The 16,445-nt window shown below is 42.5% G+C and carries 18 protein-coding genes and 2 tRNA genes; 18 read left to right on the top strand and 2 right to left on the bottom strand.

Annotated features, from left to right (window positions below):
- Together B5F71_RS20600 and B5F71_RS07395 are read left to right on the top strand one after the other, a co-directional pair.
- A partial coding sequence (locus B5F71_RS20600) for a hypothetical protein (protein ID WP_162609935.1) occupies positions 1 to 190 on the top strand: 190 nt, incomplete at its 5' end.
- A 252-nt stretch (positions 191 to 442) separates the two neighbouring features.
- Complete coding sequence (locus B5F71_RS07395) at positions 443 to 1,864, top strand: undecaprenyl-phosphate glucose phosphotransferase (RefSeq protein ID WP_087208818.1); 1,422 nt, start codon at positions 443 to 445, stop codon at positions 1,862 to 1,864.
- A gap of 274 nt (positions 1,865 to 2,138) precedes the next feature.
- Here B5F71_RS07395 and B5F71_RS07390 read toward each other — a convergent pair.
- Positions 2,139 to 2,225, bottom strand: a tRNA-Ser gene (locus B5F71_RS07390).
- A 14-nt stretch (positions 2,226 to 2,239) separates the two neighbouring features.
- A tRNA-Glu gene (locus B5F71_RS07385) sits at positions 2,240 to 2,315 on the bottom strand.
- 455 nt (positions 2,316 to 2,770) lie between these two features.
- On the opposite strand from B5F71_RS07385, the gene B5F71_RS07380 reads away from it, so the two are divergent.
- From B5F71_RS07380 to atpA, 16 genes are all read left to right on the top strand, one after another.
- Positions 2,771 to 2,971: a hypothetical protein gene (locus B5F71_RS07380; protein WP_087208816.1), complete on the top strand. Its 201-nt coding sequence runs from the start codon at positions 2,771 to 2,773 to the stop codon at positions 2,969 to 2,971.
- A gap of 62 nt (positions 2,972 to 3,033) precedes the next feature.
- On the top strand, positions 3,034 to 4,293 hold the full coding sequence (locus B5F71_RS07375) for an MFS transporter (protein ID WP_022040766.1): 1,260 nt from the start codon (positions 3,034 to 3,036) through the stop codon (positions 4,291 to 4,293).
- Positions 4,290 to 4,865: a bifunctional nuclease family protein gene (locus B5F71_RS07370; RefSeq protein ID WP_087208814.1), complete on the top strand. Its 576-nt coding sequence runs from the start codon at positions 4,290 to 4,292 to the stop codon at positions 4,863 to 4,865. Before B5F71_RS07375 ends, B5F71_RS07370 begins: the two co-directional genes overlap by 4 nt.
- A gap of 14 nt (positions 4,866 to 4,879) precedes the next feature.
- The gene (locus tag B5F71_RS07365) at positions 4,880 to 5,584 is read left to right on the top strand and encodes a 16S rRNA (uracil(1498)-N(3))-methyltransferase (RefSeq protein WP_087208812.1); all 705 of its coding nucleotides are present in this window, start codon (positions 4,880 to 4,882) and stop codon (positions 5,582 to 5,584) included.
- A gap of 220 nt (positions 5,585 to 5,804) precedes the next feature.
- The gene (locus B5F71_RS07360) at positions 5,805 to 7,346 is read left to right on the top strand and encodes a DUF4836 family protein (RefSeq protein ID WP_087208810.1); all 1,542 of its coding nucleotides are present in this window, start codon (positions 5,805 to 5,807) and stop codon (positions 7,344 to 7,346) included.
- An 81-nt stretch (positions 7,347 to 7,427) separates the two neighbouring features.
- Entirely contained in the window at positions 7,428 to 8,072 is a 645-nt protein-coding gene (locus B5F71_RS07355) for an ATP-binding cassette domain-containing protein (protein WP_087208830.1), read from the top strand.
- 29 nt (positions 8,073 to 8,101) lie between these two features.
- Complete coding sequence (locus tag B5F71_RS07350; RefSeq protein ID WP_022040761.1) at positions 8,102 to 9,292, top strand: hypothetical protein; 1,191 nt, start codon at positions 8,102 to 8,104, stop codon at positions 9,290 to 9,292.
- A gap of 7 nt (positions 9,293 to 9,299) precedes the next feature.
- Entirely contained in the window at positions 9,300 to 9,710 is a 411-nt protein-coding gene (locus B5F71_RS07345) for a secondary thiamine-phosphate synthase enzyme YjbQ (RefSeq protein WP_022040760.1), read from the top strand.
- 268 nt (positions 9,711 to 9,978) lie between these two features.
- Entirely contained in the window at positions 9,979 to 11,508 is a 1,530-nt protein-coding gene (gene atpD / locus B5F71_RS07340; protein ID WP_087208809.1) for a F0F1 ATP synthase subunit beta, read from the top strand.
- A 113-nt stretch (positions 11,509 to 11,621) separates the two neighbouring features.
- Positions 11,622 to 11,867 (top strand): ATPase F1 complex delta/epsilon subunit, encoded by a 246-nt coding sequence (locus tag B5F71_RS07335; protein WP_022040757.1) that lies wholly within the window; start codon positions 11,622 to 11,624, stop codon positions 11,865 to 11,867.
- Between the two features lie 39 nt (positions 11,868 to 11,906).
- Positions 11,907 to 12,401 (top strand): hypothetical protein, encoded by a 495-nt coding sequence (locus B5F71_RS07330; RefSeq protein ID WP_022040756.1) that lies wholly within the window; start codon positions 11,907 to 11,909, stop codon positions 12,399 to 12,401.
- Complete coding sequence (gene atpB, locus B5F71_RS07325; protein ID WP_204247027.1) at positions 12,316 to 13,377, top strand: F0F1 ATP synthase subunit A; 1,062 nt, start codon at positions 12,316 to 12,318, stop codon at positions 13,375 to 13,377. The genes B5F71_RS07330 and atpB overlap by 86 nt, the downstream gene beginning before the upstream one ends.
- A gap of 46 nt (positions 13,378 to 13,423) precedes the next feature.
- Positions 13,424 to 13,678, top strand: a complete 255-nt coding sequence (atpE, locus tag B5F71_RS07320; protein WP_013616285.1) for an ATP synthase F0 subunit C — start codon at positions 13,424 to 13,426, stop codon at positions 13,676 to 13,678.
- 14 nt (positions 13,679 to 13,692) lie between these two features.
- Positions 13,693 to 14,196, top strand: coding sequence for a F0F1 ATP synthase subunit B (gene atpF / locus B5F71_RS07315; RefSeq protein WP_022040754.1), 504 nt, complete (start codon positions 13,693 to 13,695; stop codon positions 14,194 to 14,196).
- A 7-nt stretch (positions 14,197 to 14,203) separates the two neighbouring features.
- Positions 14,204 to 14,761, top strand: coding sequence for a F0F1 ATP synthase subunit delta (locus B5F71_RS07310; protein WP_087208807.1), 558 nt, complete (start codon positions 14,204 to 14,206; stop codon positions 14,759 to 14,761).
- 85 nt (positions 14,762 to 14,846) lie between these two features.
- Complete coding sequence (gene atpA, locus B5F71_RS07305; protein ID WP_022040752.1) at positions 14,847 to 16,442, top strand: F0F1 ATP synthase subunit alpha; 1,596 nt, start codon at positions 14,847 to 14,849, stop codon at positions 16,440 to 16,442.
- Positions 16,443 to 16,445: the final 3 nt, after the last annotated feature.

Raw genomic sequence — 16,445 nt, 5'->3', positions numbered from 1 at the left:
CGCTCCTGTTCTTCGTCAGATAGCCCGCTATCTTCCTCATCACAGAAGCGAAAATGCCTCAAAAACTCATCCCAAATCATCGCACGATAAATTCAAAACAGCTTCTAAAGTGGCTCTGGAGGGACTGATATGCATCGGAAAAGGCAAGCATAAAAAAAGGGAATCTTCCCAGATTCCCAATCTTCATTAACCTTAAATCTAATACCATGAAAAACACGATGCAAAGATATATATATTATGTTATTCAACATACATATATAAGAAAAATCGTGTGTTATTTAACATATATTTAAATATCAATGAGATTTTGAGGGGGTAAAATTTGCTTTTCTTTAAAATTTCTACAATCTTTGCACAATAAACAAACAGACAGGCAAAAGACGAAGAAACTATTTTAAAGGAATTGATTACTAAATAAAGTCTAACTAAAACCTTATTTTATATGGAGAGTAATAGCAATCGCATCCTAAGATACAACAGTATCATCCAGGCTTTTGTGATAATGGGGGACTTATGCCTATGTAATGGATTGTTTTATGCTTTTTATTATTGGGGCAACATGATGGACAAGCCTGTTTCGTTTAATTCCAGTTTACCCCAGATTCTTATAGTAATGTCGCTTTGCTATTTATTATGCACAATGCGTGGAGGGGTTATATTACATAGACAAAAGGTACATTCGTATCAAATTGTTGCACGTGTATTTCGTAATGTATTCTATTTTACCATCGTAAGTGGGTTTTTATTAACGGTAGGTATGCATTTTAATGTCATATCATTATTTTATGCAGCTTATCTGTCTGCCTTATTCCTTATTATAAGTATATACAGGCTTATGTTCCGCACATGCCTGAAAATTTACCGGAACAACAAAAAAAACATACACTATGTAGTTTTGGTGGGAAGTACTCCAAACAATATCGAGTTATACCATGAATTGACCGATGACCCGGCAAGTGGTTATGGGGTTGTGGGATATTTTGATGATGAACCAAATCCTAACATGGATAATGAACATTGCACTTATCTAGGCAGGCCGGAAGAAGTGGAACACTATCTTTCTGCTCATCCTTATATTCATTATCTTTTCTGTTGTCTTCCATCGCGAAAAGCAGATGTCATTTTGCCCATTATCAATTATTGCGAGAATAATGTGGTACATTTTTACAGCGTTCCTAATCTTCGCAACTATCTACATAACCGGGTATATTTCAATATGATGGGTAATGTGCCTTACCTCAGTTTGCGCCCAGACCCTTTAAGCCGTCCGGAAAACAAGTTCTTGAAACGTGCTTTCGATATTGCATTTTCACTCTTGTTCTTATGTACTTTCTTTCCTATCATTTTTATCATTGTGGCTATCGTTACCAAATTAACCATGCCTGGTCCGATATTTTTCCGCCAGAAACGTAATGGACTGAACGATAAGGAATTTTATTGCATCAAGTTCCGCTCTATGAAGGTCAACAAAGATGCTGATACCGTACAAGCTACTAAAAATGATCCGCGTAAAACAAGATGGGGGGATATTATGCGTAAAACCAATATAGACGAATTGCCTCAATTTATCAACGTATTACTAGGTGACATGAGTATAGTCGGACCACGTCCCCATATGCTGAAACATACACAAGAATATTCTAAATTGATTAATAAATATATGGTACGTCATTTTGTTAAGCCAGGCATAACAGGCTGGAGCCAAGTGACGGGATATCGGGGGGAAACCAAAGAATTAAAAGATATGGAAGGACGTATCTTAGGTGATATCTGGTATATTGAGCACTGGAGTTTCGGGTTGGATTTATATATCATCTACCGCACAGTCCGTAATGCCATTCATGGTGAAAAAAATGCTTATTGATAAAATCAAGATACGGTACTATCAGGGCCGACGCATTTGATTTCTGCAAAACACTGCCCTTGGGATATACGTTTTGGGGTATCCAAAGGCAGGCTTTGGAGGACATGTAATGCTGCTGTAGATGATAATCTGTATAATTTAGATGCGTTTGCCCTGAATGTATTATGTATAATACAAGATACAATGTTGTTTTCTGTGGACTTTTAGTTGTAAAAAAAAGTCCCATAAATCATTGATTTATGGGACCTTATTCACTTCTGTCCAGTAGTTATAGCGGAAGCTGGGGGATTCGAACCCCCGGTACGGTAACCCGTACGGCAGTTTAGCAAACTGCTGGTTTCAGCCACTCACCCAAACTTCCAATATAATTTAGGTTGGTAGCGCATACGGGAATCGAACCCGTGTTTCAGCCGTGAGAGGGCCGCGTCCTAGGCCACTAGACGAAAGCGCCATCTGAACTTTTGTAGCAATTGCCGGACCGGTTTGTCCTTTCATTGCTACTGAAAAGAATGACATTCTTCTTAACAAGCCTTTAATAGGTTTTGATTAAATTGAAAATCTTTCTTTTTCTTTTCCGGCTGCAAAGGTATGGCTTTTCTTTGAATTGGGCAAGTTTTTAAAACTATTTTTTTTCAATCTATGGGTTTTCTATTTTATGGGTTTTCTATTTTATGAATGTCCTTATTTTCTATTTTCATACTATGCGCGGTATGGATTTGTGCGTTTTGCTGATGTCGTTGCAGGACACATTCACATGCTGACACTCTCAAACGAACATAAGTGATAGGACTGACTTACTTATGTGAAACGCATAACTTACTTATGTGAAACGGCTAACTCACTTATGTTCATTAAAAGGCATGCTTGAAATCAGTTTTTTAGAAGCTGTTTTGAATTTATCGTGCGATGATTTGGGGTGAGTTTTTGAGGCATTTTCGCTTCTGTGATGAGGAAGATAGCGGGCTATCTGACGAAGAACAGGAGCGAAAAGGACCAAAAAATCGCCTAAAGCACACACGAAAACGGATACATCAAGCCAAGAAAAACTTTTTGGAGAAATTCAAAACAGCTTCTTATTTTCTTGTTTCACAATTTGTAAAGTCATAATCTTTCCGTATATTTGTTTCATTGTTTTTTATTTGGAGTATATATGATAAAATGAAGCGAATATGAATGTCAAAGTTCGATTGATAGTGATGAACTTCCTGCAATTTGCTGTGTGGGGGGCTTACTTGACTTCGATGGGGACGTATCTGGCAGGAATTGGGCTGGGAGGTCACATCGGGATATTTTATGCTATGCAAGGTATCGTTTCCTTGTTCATGCCGGCGATTTTGGGTATCATAGCCGACCGTTGGGTGCCTGCCCAGCGGCTTTTGGGGCTGAGTCATTTGCTGGCTGCTCTGTTTATGGCGGGTGCAGGTTATTATGGCTTGACGGCAGGCGACCAGGTTTCGTTTCCTGTTCTGTTTGCTTTTTATTCAATGAGTGTGGCATTTTATATGCCTACATTGGCATTGTCGAATTCAGTAGCTTATTCCGCCCTTGACCGCGCAGGGCTGGATACTATCAAGGCTTTTCCACCCATTCGTACGTGTGGCACGATTGGCTTCATTTGTTCTATGTGGCTGGTGGATTTGTGGGGATTCCAATCCAATTATATGCAGTTCTTTGTTTGCGCTGGTTGGGGTGTTCTGCTTGCTATTTATGCCAACACACTTCCTGCTTGTCCGGTAAATCGTGGCGGTGGAGGTACGAAATCATTGGCTGAGGCATTGGGGTTGAAAGCTTTCCTGTTGTTCCGCCGGCGCAAGATGGCTGTTTTTTTTATATTTTCCATGTTGCTGGGAGTTTCTTTGCAGATTACCAATGGTTTTGCCAATCCGTATATTACGAGTTTCAGTGCTATTCCTGAGTATGCTGATACGTTCGGCGTTCAGCATGCCAATTTACTTATTTCCTTGTCGCAGATTAGCGAGACGTGCTGTATCCTGCTGATACCTTTTTTCCTGAGTCGTTTCGGCATCAAGAAGGTAATGCTTATCGCAATGGTGGCGTGGGTATTGCGCTTTGGCTTGTTCGGTTTTGGAAATCCGGGTGAAGGTGTGTGGATGTTTATCCTTTCGATGATTGTGTATGGTGTGGCTTTCGATTTTTTCAACGTGTCTGGCTCTTTGTTTGTCGACAAAGAAACGGATGTGGATGTGCGTTCCAGTGCGCAGGGATTGTTCATTATCATGACCAATGGCTTGGGAGCTACCATCGGTACGCTGAGTGCGCAGGCGGTGGTCAATCGTTTTGTCGACTTCAACAGTTCGCTTCCTCAGGTAGAGGGATGGAGCCGTGCTTGGTTTGTTTTTGCTGCATACGCATTGGTGGTGGCAGTCTTGTTTGCCATCGTCTTTAAATATAAACACGTGAAGGAATGAAAGAGGTTGAACTGAAGATTCTGGATATGTCATCGGTCTTGAAGCCGTCAGATTCGTTTGCGTTGGTTTTGGAAGAAGTTGGGGGAGAGGAACGGAAACTGGCATTGATTATCGGGGCGGTTGAAGCGCAGGGCATCAAAATGGCGGAAATGCACTATAGGCCGCCACGTCCGTTTACGCACGACTTGTTGTTGAATGTGATGGCAGTTGGTTGTCTGCAATGTCTGAAAGGGGTTATTTATCAAGTGAAGAATGGAATATATTCCACCTATTTATATATAAGGAGAGCCGATGGGGAAGTGGATGTAGTAGATGCGCGTACGTCGGATGCCATTGTGTTGTCATTGCGGGCAGGTTTCCCGCTTTATGTATACGAAGATATTTTGGAAAAAGAACATTTGCGCAATATTTCTTCGGACGGTTCCAGCTATACGATGTCAATCAACTCGGTAGATATTGATATGCTGAAAAGGGCGATGGATGAGGCGGTTCAGTGTGAAGATTATGAACGCGCGTCGCAATTGCGGGATGAAATCCGCAAACGGGAAAATGAAGAAAACAATAAAAACTAATACAGGGAGGGATTATGCATACATTTTATACGCCTGACATAAGGACTAAAGCGGAGTTGCCCGAAGAAGAGGCGGCTCATTGTCTGCGTGTGCTGCGGCTTACCGTGGGAGATGAAGTCTTGTTGACCGATGGAAAGGGGTTTTTCTACAAGGCTTTGATAGATGGCATTGCCGGGAAGCGGTGCCGTGTAAAGGTTATTGAAACCATTGCTCAGGAACCGCTTTGGACAGGACATTTGCATCTTGCCATGGCTCCTACGAAGAACATAGACCGTACGGAGTGGTTTGTGGAGAAGGCTACCGAGATTGGTTTTGATGAACTGACATTTTTGAATTGCCGTTTTTCGGAACGTAAAGTGGTGAAGAATGAGCGTATTGAGAAAATTGTGATATCCGCAGTCAAGCAGTCGCTAAAAGCACGGAAACCCTTGGTGAATGGAATGGTAGATTTTGCCAAGTTCGTGTGTAAGGACTTTCCGGGGCAAAAATTCATAGCTCATTGTTATGAGGGAGAAAAGCCTTTGTTAAGGAACGTGCTGAATCCGGAAGCTGGAGCAGTGGTACTGGTGGGGCCTGAAGGTGACTTTAGTCCGGAAGAAGTAAAGCTGGCGGAATCTTTCGGCTTCCAGCCGGTAAGCCTGGGAAAGTCAAGGCTGCGGACGGAGACGGCGGCATTGGTATCGGTGCATTTGATGAACTTGGCACATGTGAATGAATAAATAATAAAATGAATGTCTGCAAACAGCCAATATGTACCCCTGAAAAATGAATATATACTGCATGTGCGAATGAATATATACTTCATCTGCGATTGAATATATACTTCATCCGCCTATGGATATATACTTCATCTGCCAATGCAGTACTATTGCGTTTTCAACTTAGTTAGATGGGGGTAGATGCGGATATTAATAATAAATTTTTTAATATATAAATGTTATGATACAGAAAAAGACAATAAGTGCCTGGATGGTCTGTTGGACGATGCTTGTGGGGATGATGGTGTCTTGTACAGGCGGAAATGAATATGAATCTGCTTTGCCCGAAGACGCTGCTTTGGTGATATCCGTCAATCCCGTGTCTATTGTCGATAAAAGCGGATTGTCGGGAGAAACAGGAAAAAACGCTGTGCAAAGGCTGGGAGATGCATTGAAAAGTGGTATGCAAGGCTCTGGGCAATTAATAGACAAGATAATTGAAAACCCTTCGGAAAGTGGTATTGATTTTCGCAGGAATCTTTATTTTTTTATGGAATCGCAATCTATTTCGGCCGGGATGTTGGCACGTGTGTCTGACGAGGGGAAGCTGGAAGAGTTATTCAAGGCTTTGAGCAAGCAACAGATTTGTTCAATGCCGATGGAAGAGAATGGTTGTTCGTGGACGGTTATGGGAAATGTGCTTGCGGCCTACACGTCAGATGCATTACTGTTGCTGGCCGACCCTAATGGAGGTGCACCGCAAGATCTGTTGCATACTGCTTCGATGTTGTTGCGCCAAGGCGAGAAAGAAGGTTATCGTGCCACTTCGGATTTTGCGAGGATGAAGAGTGGGAATGGAGATGTCATAGCTTTGGGAACGCTTGATTTGATTCCCGGACGTTACGTGACTCCGATGATGATGGGTATTTCCGGTGACATGAAGATGAAGGATGTGAAATGCATGGCGGAGGTTACTTTTGGAGAAGGGAAGATGACCGTTGACTTTACTGACCTGACAACGGATCCTGTGATGAAGCAGATGAAAGACAGGCAAATGCAAGTGTTCGGGAAGGTGTCGGGCAAGTATTTGGATTTTTTCCCTGCCAATACGGGTTTCTGGTTATCGGTGAATGTGGATGGAAAGAAGGCGTATGAAATGTTGAAAGAGCATCCAGTGTTCAATAACCAGTTGGAAAATTCGATGATGCCTGTCGATTTTGAGGCCATATTCAGTGCATTGAAAGGAGATATGGCAATTGCGGGTGATTTGCTGGCGAATAAGTTTATTGCGTATGCTGATGTGACAGATAATGGCTTTCTTCAGACATTCGAGGACTTGAAACCTTTGCTCTTGCTGACAGGCGGGCAGATGAAACTGATAAACCGTGGAACTTCTGCATACGAATTTTGGATGATGGATGGCAGTATGCTTGGCATGCGTCCTGGAAGTTTGTCTTTCTGGTTTGGGGTCTCTGACGGAAAGTTTTATTTTACCAATGATTCCCGGTTGGTAGATGCATCTGTGGAAGGACTCTCTTTGCGTGATTGCCCGTGGGGGAAGGAAGTGAAGGGAAAACGTTGTTTTTATGCAATGAACCTTGCTGCGTTGCTGGAAACTGGGCAATCATTTCCAGACCGTCCTGAAATGGAGGCGCTCAGGTTTGTGAAGGGGTTGGATTACCTTGTCATTGAATCGGTTGATGCGGAAAAGTCACGGATGGAACTGGTAATGAAAGACAAGAAGCAAAATATTCTCCGTGTGCTGTTGAGTTCGATAAATTAAAGTGTGATTCATGCGTTCGGGACGGTATTTGTCAGGGCAATGGGTATCGTTCCCGAATGGAAGAATAAAGAATGGAAGACAATGGAAACAATAGAGTTGCAACAAACGTTGCCGGAAGTATTTGCCGGCAAGGATATGGTTATCTCAGATGTATGGCATCGGCAGATAACCTTTCAAAAAGGGAAGATTTATCTGCTGGAGGCAGCTTCGGGTACAGGTAAATCTTCTCTTTGTAGTTTTATTTATGGGTATCGGAAAGATTATCAGGGTATCATTACTTTTGACGGGCGTAATGTGCGCAGTTTTTCGGTGCGTGAATGGGTGGATTTGCGAAAACGTTCGTTGAGTATGCTTTTTCAGGAAATGAGGTTGTTCGGAGAATTGAGCGCAATCGAGAATATCCGGTTGAAGAATGCATTGACCCGCTATGCTTCGCGGAAACAGGTTGACGAGTGGCTTTTGCGTTTGGGGATTGATGGAAAAAAAGAGCAAAAGGTAAGCCGCATGTCATTCGGGCAGCAGCAACGTGTGGCGTTTGTTCGTGCCTTGTGCCAACCGTTTGACTTTATTTTCTTGGATGAACCAATCAGTCACCTTGACGATGGAAACAGCAAAGTGATGGCAGATATACTTTGTGAAGAAATCGGTAAACGTGGTGCAGGGGCGGTGGTGACGTCCATTGGTAAACATTTGCCTTTGGAATACGATAGGGTGTTGTCATTGTAGTTTAATCATAAAATGTTCATTATAAAAATATGATTTGGAAGTTATTGAAGCAGCATATCAGCCTTTCTCAATTACTGGGTTTTTCATTGGCAAACGTGTGTGGAATGGTAATCGTGTTGCTTGCTGTACAGTTTTATCGGGATGTTTTGCCTATGTTCACTCAGGAAAACAGTTTTTTGAAAGGTGACTATATCATTATAAGTAAGAAAGTAAGTACGTTAGGTACAATTGTAGGCAAGCAGACCACATTTTCAGCTGGAGATATTGCAGAGATAGAAGAACAGCCATTCGTGAAGCGTGTGGGTAGTTTTTTACCTTCTCAATTTAAAGTGATGGCTGGAATGGGGTTGCAAGGCATCAAGATGTCTACCGATTTGTTTTTTGAATCGGTTCCAGATGCGTATGTCGATGTGCAGTCGGAGGAATGGAAATTCAATCCCGAGTCGAATGTCATTCCTATCATCATTCCTCGTAATTATTTGAACTTGTATAATTTCGGGTTTGCGCAAAGTCGGAATTTGCCTCAGTTGTCTGAAGGGATTATCGGTATGGTAAATTTGGATATCCGTTTGGTCGGGAATGGGAAAACCGAGCAAATGAAAGGTCATATCGTAGGTTTTTCCAGTAGGTTGAATACAATATTGGTACCTGAATCTTTTATACGTTGGGCAAATGCACGTTTCAGCACAGGAGTTGAGGCTGAGCCTTCACGATTGATTGTTGAGGTGGGTAATCCAGCCGATGAACGCATCGTGCAGTTTGTCCAGCGCAAAGGCTATGAGATGGAAGGGAACGAACTGGAAGCTGGAAAGACAGTTTGGTTTTTGAAATTGATTGTCGGGGTGGTTTTGTCTGTCGGTTTGTTGATAAGCGTTTTGTCTTTCTATATTTTGATACTTAGTATTTATCTGTTGTTGCAGAAAAATATGCGAAAGTTGGAAACATTGTTGTTGATAGGTTATAGTCCGGCGCAGGTGGCAAGACCCTATCAAATGTTGGCTGTTGTGCTGAATCTGTCTGTGTTGTTGCTGGGCATAGCTATCGTAATAGGGATACGCGGAACTTATTTGCCTGTGATAACTTCGTTGCTTCCTGATGCGGGAAATGAAAGTCTGTTGCCGGCTTTGTTGACGGGAGCGTGTGTCTTTTTACTGGTGTCTGTCTTGAATATAGTTATGGTCCGTCGGAAGGTGGACGGGATTTGGATGCATAAAAAGTAAGTGACTTATGATTGAGCAAGTTGAATTTTCGTTGAAACCTCGAAGAAGAGGATTTCATTTGATTACTCAGGAGGTTGCAAGCCATTTGCCTGTACTTCCAGAAAAAGGTCTGTTACATTTGTTTGTAAAACATACCAGTTGTGCATTGAGCATCAATGAAAATTATGATCCCAGCGTGCGAAATGACATGGAATGTATTTATAATGATTTAGTGAAGGAAAATCAGCCTTATTACACTCATACTGATGAAGGTTCGGATGACATGCCCAGTCATGCCAAATGTAGTTTGACGGGGGTGTCACTGACTATTCCCATTACGGATGGACATATGAATTTGGGTACTTGGCAAGGTATTTATTTATGCGAGTTCAGGGATTATGGTGGGGCGCGCAGAGTGGTAGCTACGATTGTCGGATAAATTTGTCGTTCTCGCACACGATACCGTTTTCAGAACTTTTTCTGTGAATAATTGTTTAAAAAGTAAGATGTAATGACAGTCATGTTAATATCTTGTTTCACGTTAGGTGGGAAAAGTGGTTTTTTTATAAAAAAATGTTATATAGAATGACAGGTTTATAAGATATTTATTTAAATTTGCATAGATGATTTGGTCAAACATTGAACAATTGTAAAACTTGTTTCAGGTAACACAGAATATTGAATCTATAATAAAAAGAGTAAAGCTTATGTCAAAAATCGTTGGACACATTTCGCAGGTCATCGGTCCGGTGGTCGATGTGTACTTCAAATTGGAAGAAGGACAGGATGTGGAAAAATCCTTGCCGAAAATCCACGATGCGTTGACTATCGTTCGTAACGATGGGCGTACGCTGGTAATCGAAGTGCAGCAACATATCGGTGAGGATACCGTACGTTGCGTTGCCATGGACAGTACGGACGGATTGAAGCGTGGAATGGAAGTCGTACCTGCCGGTCATCCGATTTCTATGCCGGTAGGAAATCAGATTAAAGGACGTGTGATGAATGTCGTAGGTGATGCGATTGACGGTATGACGGAACTGGATAAAAAAGATGGTTTCCCGATTCACCGTGAGCCGCCTAAGTTCGAAGACCTGGCTACATCACAAGAAGTTCTTTTTACAGGTATTAAAGTTATCGACCTTTTGGAGCCTTATTTAAAAGGAGGTAAAATTGGTTTGTTTGGTGGTGCGGGTGTAGGAAAGACCGTGCTTATCAAAGAGTTGATTAACAACATTGCCAAGAAACACAATGGTTTCTCTGTCTTTGCCGGTGTAGGTGAACGTACGCGTGAAGGTAATGACTTGTTGAGAGAAATGATTGAATCTGGGGTTATCCGCTATGGTGATGAGTTTCTGAAGAGTATGGAAGAAGGAAATTGGGACTTGTCGAAGGTGGATTACAAGGAAGTGGAGAAGTCACAGGTATCCATGGTGTTTGGCCAGATGAATGAGCCTCCTGGTGCACGTCAGTCCGTGGCTTTGTCTGGTCTGACGCTTGCAGAGTCTTTCCGTGACCGTGAAACGGGTGAAAACGGTCCCCGTGATATCTTGTTCTTCATCGATAACATTTTCCGTTTCACTCAGGCTGGTTCTGAGGTATCTGCTTTGTTGGGACGTATGCCTTCGGCTGTGGGTTATCAGCCTACGCTGGCTACTGAAATGGGACAGATGCAGGAACGAATCACTTCTACCAAGAATGGCTCCATCACTTCTGTACAAGCGGTGTATGTGCCTGCTGATGACTTGACGGACCCGGCACCTGCTACAACTTTTACACACTTGGATGCCACAACGGTGTTGAGCCGTAAGATTACGGAGTTAGGAATATATCCGGCTGTAGACCCGTTGGATTCTACTTCACGTATCTTGGATCCGTTGATTGTGGGGAAAGAACATTATGAGACTGCCCAACGTGTAAAACAGATTCTGCAGCGTAATAAGGAATTGCAAGACATCATTTCTATTTTGGGTATGGATGAATTATCTGATGAAGATCGTCTGACCGTGAATCGTGCGCGTCGTGTACAGCGTTTCTTGTCACAGCCGTTTGCTGTTGCCGAACAGTTTACTGGTGTACCGGGTGTAATGGTTTCCATTGAAGATACGATTAAAGGTTTCAAGATGATTCTGGATGGTGAGGTAGATTACTTGCCTGAACAGGCATTCTTGAATGTGGGAACGATTGAAGATGCTATCAAGAAAGGCGAGAAATTGCTTGCGGCAGCGAAAGGATAAGGATTTTGGTTTTAAGTTTTTTGTTTTTTTATTCTATAGTGAGCTAGGCTATAGAAACTGTAAGTAAGAAACAAATAAGCTGAAGGACTGACAAACTTAAAAATGAATGACTAATGAAAGAACTTCATCTGGTTATCGCTTCACCTGAACGTACTATTTTCGAGGGAAAAGTAGATATGGCTGTTTTACCAGGAGAACTTGGAGAGTTCCAAGTGTTGGTGAATCATGCGCCGCTGATTTCATCGTTGATGGCTGGAGAAGTGAAGTATACGACTGGGACAGAATCGCAGTCCTTGCAAATTAAGGGTGGATTCGTAGAAGTCAGAGACAATCAGATATCAGTTTGCGCTGAACTCTGAAAAAGAGAGATGTAGCAAAGTTAAAGCTGTATTGGCAAAATGTATTTGAAGACCGTAAAGAAGAAATTCATAGAGGAGCTTACTGTGGCAAGCATTGTTCTTACAGCAGGAATGGGATTGATTTTTCATTTCGTTATTCCAACGTGGTACTTTGTTTGGTTTCCGATTATCCCTGTGTTCTTTTATCTGTTTGGTTTTTTATACATCTTTATGTTCGCATTCGGTTATGAATTAGGAACGGACAAGATAGCAATGACTTACCTGATATGTAAAGTGCTGAAATTGATATTAAGTGCTTTGATACTGGTTTCCTATGGATTCGTGATAAAAGAAGACGTAGTGGCTTTTGTGGCGGCTTTTGTCTTTTATTATTTTGCGTTTCTGGTTTTCGAGACCCGTTTCTTCCTTCGCTTTGAAGCGAAACTGAAATTAAGTAAACAAGTAAAAAATGAAAAGAATACGGTACATAGTATTGACGCTGCTGCTGTTGTCGGCAATTCCGACAATGACGCTGAGGGCGGAGACCGGCGGTGAAGAAGATATAGATGTGAACGAACTTATTTTCGGGCATATCGGTGATGCTTACGAGTGGCACGTGGTCACAGTAGGTGATACACATCTCACCATTCCGCTCCCAGTCATTGTGAAAAGCAGTACGGGCTGGCATGTGTTTTGTTCTTCCCATCTTGCGGAAGGAAAAGAATATGAAGGTCTGTACATAGCCGAAGGAGGAGCTTATGACGGCAAGATAGTGGAGAGGAATGCTGCTGGCGAAGAGGTGAGACCCATTGACATTTCCATTACTAAAAATGTGCTAGGCTTATTCATCAACAGTGCCTTATTGGTAGTGATTATGTTAAGTTGTGCACGTTGGTATAAAAAACATGCTTTGGAACAAGGTGCCCCAAAGGGTGGGGTGGGAATGGTTGAAGCGACAGTAATGTCCATATACAATGATGTGATCAAAGGTTGTATAGGGGAGGATTACAAACGCTATGCTCCTTATTTGCTGACTGCTTTCTTCTTTGTGCTGGTGAATAATCTGATGGGATTGATTCCAATATTCCCAGGAGGTGCTACAGTGACTGGTAATATTGCTATTACTATGGTGCTGGCAATATGTACTTTCCTTTTTACCAATATTTTTGGTACAAAGGCATATTGGAAAGAGATATTTTGGCCTGAGGTTCCTACATGGCTGAAAGTCCCCATTCCTATGATGCCGTTGATTGAATTCTTCGGTATATTCACTAAACCGTTTGCCTTGATGATTCGTCTTTTCGCCAATATGATGGCGGGGCATGCTGCTTTGTTGAGTTTGATTGCTATCATTTTCATCACAGTTAAGGCCGGTGCTGTCATCAATGGTTCGATGACGGTTGTCGCTGTGGCATTCGGTATTTTTATGAATGCACTTGAACTTTTGGTCGCATTCATCCAAGCGTATGTGTTCACGATGCTTTCGGCGGTGTTTATCGGTTTGTCGAGAGTGAAAGAACATCATGAATAAAAAGGACAATAAATTAAAAAGTATAACCAATTAAATTTTTAGAATTATGTTATTATCAGTTTTATTGCAGGCTGCTGCAGGTGTTGGCATTAGTAAATTGGGCGCTGCTATCGGCGCAGGTATCGCAGTATTGGGTGCAGGTATCGGTATCGGTAAAATCGGTGGTGCTGCCATGGAAGCTATGGCTCGTCAGCCGGAAGCATCTGGTGATTTGCGTATGAATATGATTATTGCTGCTGCTTTGGTCGAAGGTGTTGCCCTTATCGCCATTGTGGTTTGCTTGTTGACATTGTTCTTGTAAAAAAAATGTAGCTTATGGGATTATTAACTCCGGATCCGGGGCTAGTGTTTTGGATGATTATTACGTTTGGTGTCGTTTTCGTTTTGTTGGCGAAATATGGATTCCCCGTAATCATTAAGGCAGTAGAGGACCGGAAAGCATATATTGACAATTCGCTGAAAGCAGCACGTGAAGCCAATGAACAATTGGCAAACGTGAAGCTTGAGGGTGAAAAGATCTTGGCTCAGGCACGTGAAGAGCAAAACCGCATCTTGAGTGAGGCTGCCGTCACACGTGACCGCATCGTGAAAGATGCTCAAGATAAGGCTATAGTTGAAGGCCAGCGTCTGATGGCAGAAGTGAAAAAGCAGATTGAGACCGAAAAGGAAAGTGCAATCCGCGATATTCGTCGTCAAGTAGCTGTGCTTTCAGTCGAAATAGCTGAAAAGATTATGCGGAGCAAGCTTATTGATGCCAAAGAGCAAAATGCTTTGATAGACCGTATGCTGGATGAAATGCTTGAATCTTCAAAAAAATAATTAGGTTATGAATACGGGAGTTGTTTCCAGACGTTATGCAAAGGCATTACTTGCTTATGCCAAGACGGTGAATAAGGAAGACAAAGTGTATCAGGAAATGAAAAGACTTGCTACCTATTTTGACCGTGTTGCCGATTTGCGTCATGCAGTGGAGAATCCTGTATTGGATGTCCAGACAAAGCTGAAATTATTGCATGAAGCAGCTGGCGGAGCCAATGTAAGCGACGAGCTGATGCGTTTCTTTAGTCTGGTATTAGAAGAAAAAAGAGAAAAATTCTTGCAGTTCATGACCTGGTCGTACATTGATTTGTATCGTGAGGATAAAAACATTCTCATCGGCAAGTTAATGACTGCTGTGCCATCACCCAAATTGGAAGACTACTTGAAAAAGTCTTTGTCAAAAAGTAACAATAATGCTACTATTGAATTGGATACGAAAGTGGATTCTGAACTGATTGGTGGTTATATCGTAGAGGTCGCCGGGTATCGGATGGATGCCAGTGTGGCTAATCAGTTAAAGCGTGTGAAACAGCAGTTTATAGCAAAAAACAGGAGAATCATTTAATAGAATTGAGAATTTTGAAAGGGGAGAAGCCATGAGCTTCTCCAACTTTCTATTTCTGATTCTTAATATTCAATTTATTAAGCTTATGCCAGAAAATAATAATATCAAACCCAGTGAAGTTTCGGAAGTGTTACTCCAGCAGTTGCAAGGAATAGACACTTCTCTGAAATTCGATGAAGTAGGTACCGTGCTTCAGGTGAGCGATGGCGTGGCTCGTATTTACGGATTACGTAATGCTGAAGCCAATGAATTGCTCCAGTTTGAGAACGGACTTATGGGAGTCGTGATGAATCTGGAGGAAGACAATGTCGGAGCCGTCTTGTTGGGACCTACCGATCAAGTGAAAGAAGGGATGGTCGTTAAGCGGACTAATCGTATTGCCTCTATTAATGTAGGAGAAGGTATGTTGGGACGTGTTATCGACCCGTTAGGGGTACCTTTGGACGGACGTGGTGAAATAGGAGGAGATACTTGTGAAATGCCTTTGGAACGCAAGGCACCGGGAGTAATTTTCCGTCAGCCTGTGACTGAACCGTTACAGACAGGTCTGAAAGCTATTGATGCCATGATTCCTATTGGACGTGGACAGCGTGAGTTGATTATTGGTGACCGTCAGACAGGTAAGACAGCTATTGCCATCGACACTATTATCAACCAGCGTCATAATTACGAAGCAGGAGATCCTGTATATTGCATTTATGTGGCAGTAGGTCAGAAAGGTTCCACTGTTGCGAGCCTTGTAAATGTATTGCGCGAAAAAGGTGCGATGGATTATACGATTGTGGTAGCTGCTACTGCATCCGATCCTGCAGCCTTGCAGTATTTTGCACCATTTGCAGGTGCAGCTATCGGTGAATATTTCCGCGATACGGGCCGTCATGCGTTAGTTGTTTACGATGACTTGTCAAAGCAGGCTGTCGCTTATCGTGAAGTATCTTTGATTTTGCGCCGCCCTTCAGGCCGTGAAGCCTATCCGGGCGATATTTTCTATTTGCATTCTCGTCTGTTGGAGCGTGCGGCAAAGATTATCAGCCAGCAAGAGGTGGCAGAAACCATGAACGATTTGCCTGCAAGCCTGAAAGGGAAGGTGAAAGCGGGTGGTTCGCTTACCGCGTTGCCTATTATCGAGACACAGGCAGGCGACGTTTCGGCTTATATTCCTACCAATGTGATTTCTATTACTGATGGTCAGATATTCTTGGAAACAGACTTGTTCAACCAAGGCTTCCGACCTGCCATCAACGTGGGTATTTCTGTATCCCGTGTCGGTGGTAGCGCACAGGTCAAGAGTATGAAGAAAGTGGCAGGTACGTTGAAAATTGACCAGGCTCAGTATCGCGAACTGGAGGCATTCTCTAAATTCAGTAGTGATATGGATCCCGTTACTGCCATGGCTATCGACCGTGGCCGTAAGAACAACCAGTTGCTTATCCAGCCTCAGTATTCACCGATGCCGGTAGGCGAGCAGGTTGCCATCTTGTATTGTGGAACACACTCGTTGATGCGTGATATTCCTATTGATAAGGTTCGCGCATTTCAGGATGCGTTTCTTACTACGATGCGTGCTAATCATCAAAAAGATGTATTGGATGTGTTGGCAAGTGGAAAAATCAATGACGAGGTGACAACAATCATCGAAAAAGTAGCGGCAGACACTGTAGGACAATTTAAAGACAAATAATCA

It is taken from the genome of Bacteroides sp. An269 (assembly GCF_002159755.1).
Classification (GTDB): domain Bacteria; phylum Bacteroidota; class Bacteroidia; order Bacteroidales; family Bacteroidaceae; genus Phocaeicola; species Phocaeicola intestinalis.
The sequence above is the reverse complement of the archived record's forward strand: the minus strand, read 5'-3'. Positions and strand labels throughout refer to the sequence as shown.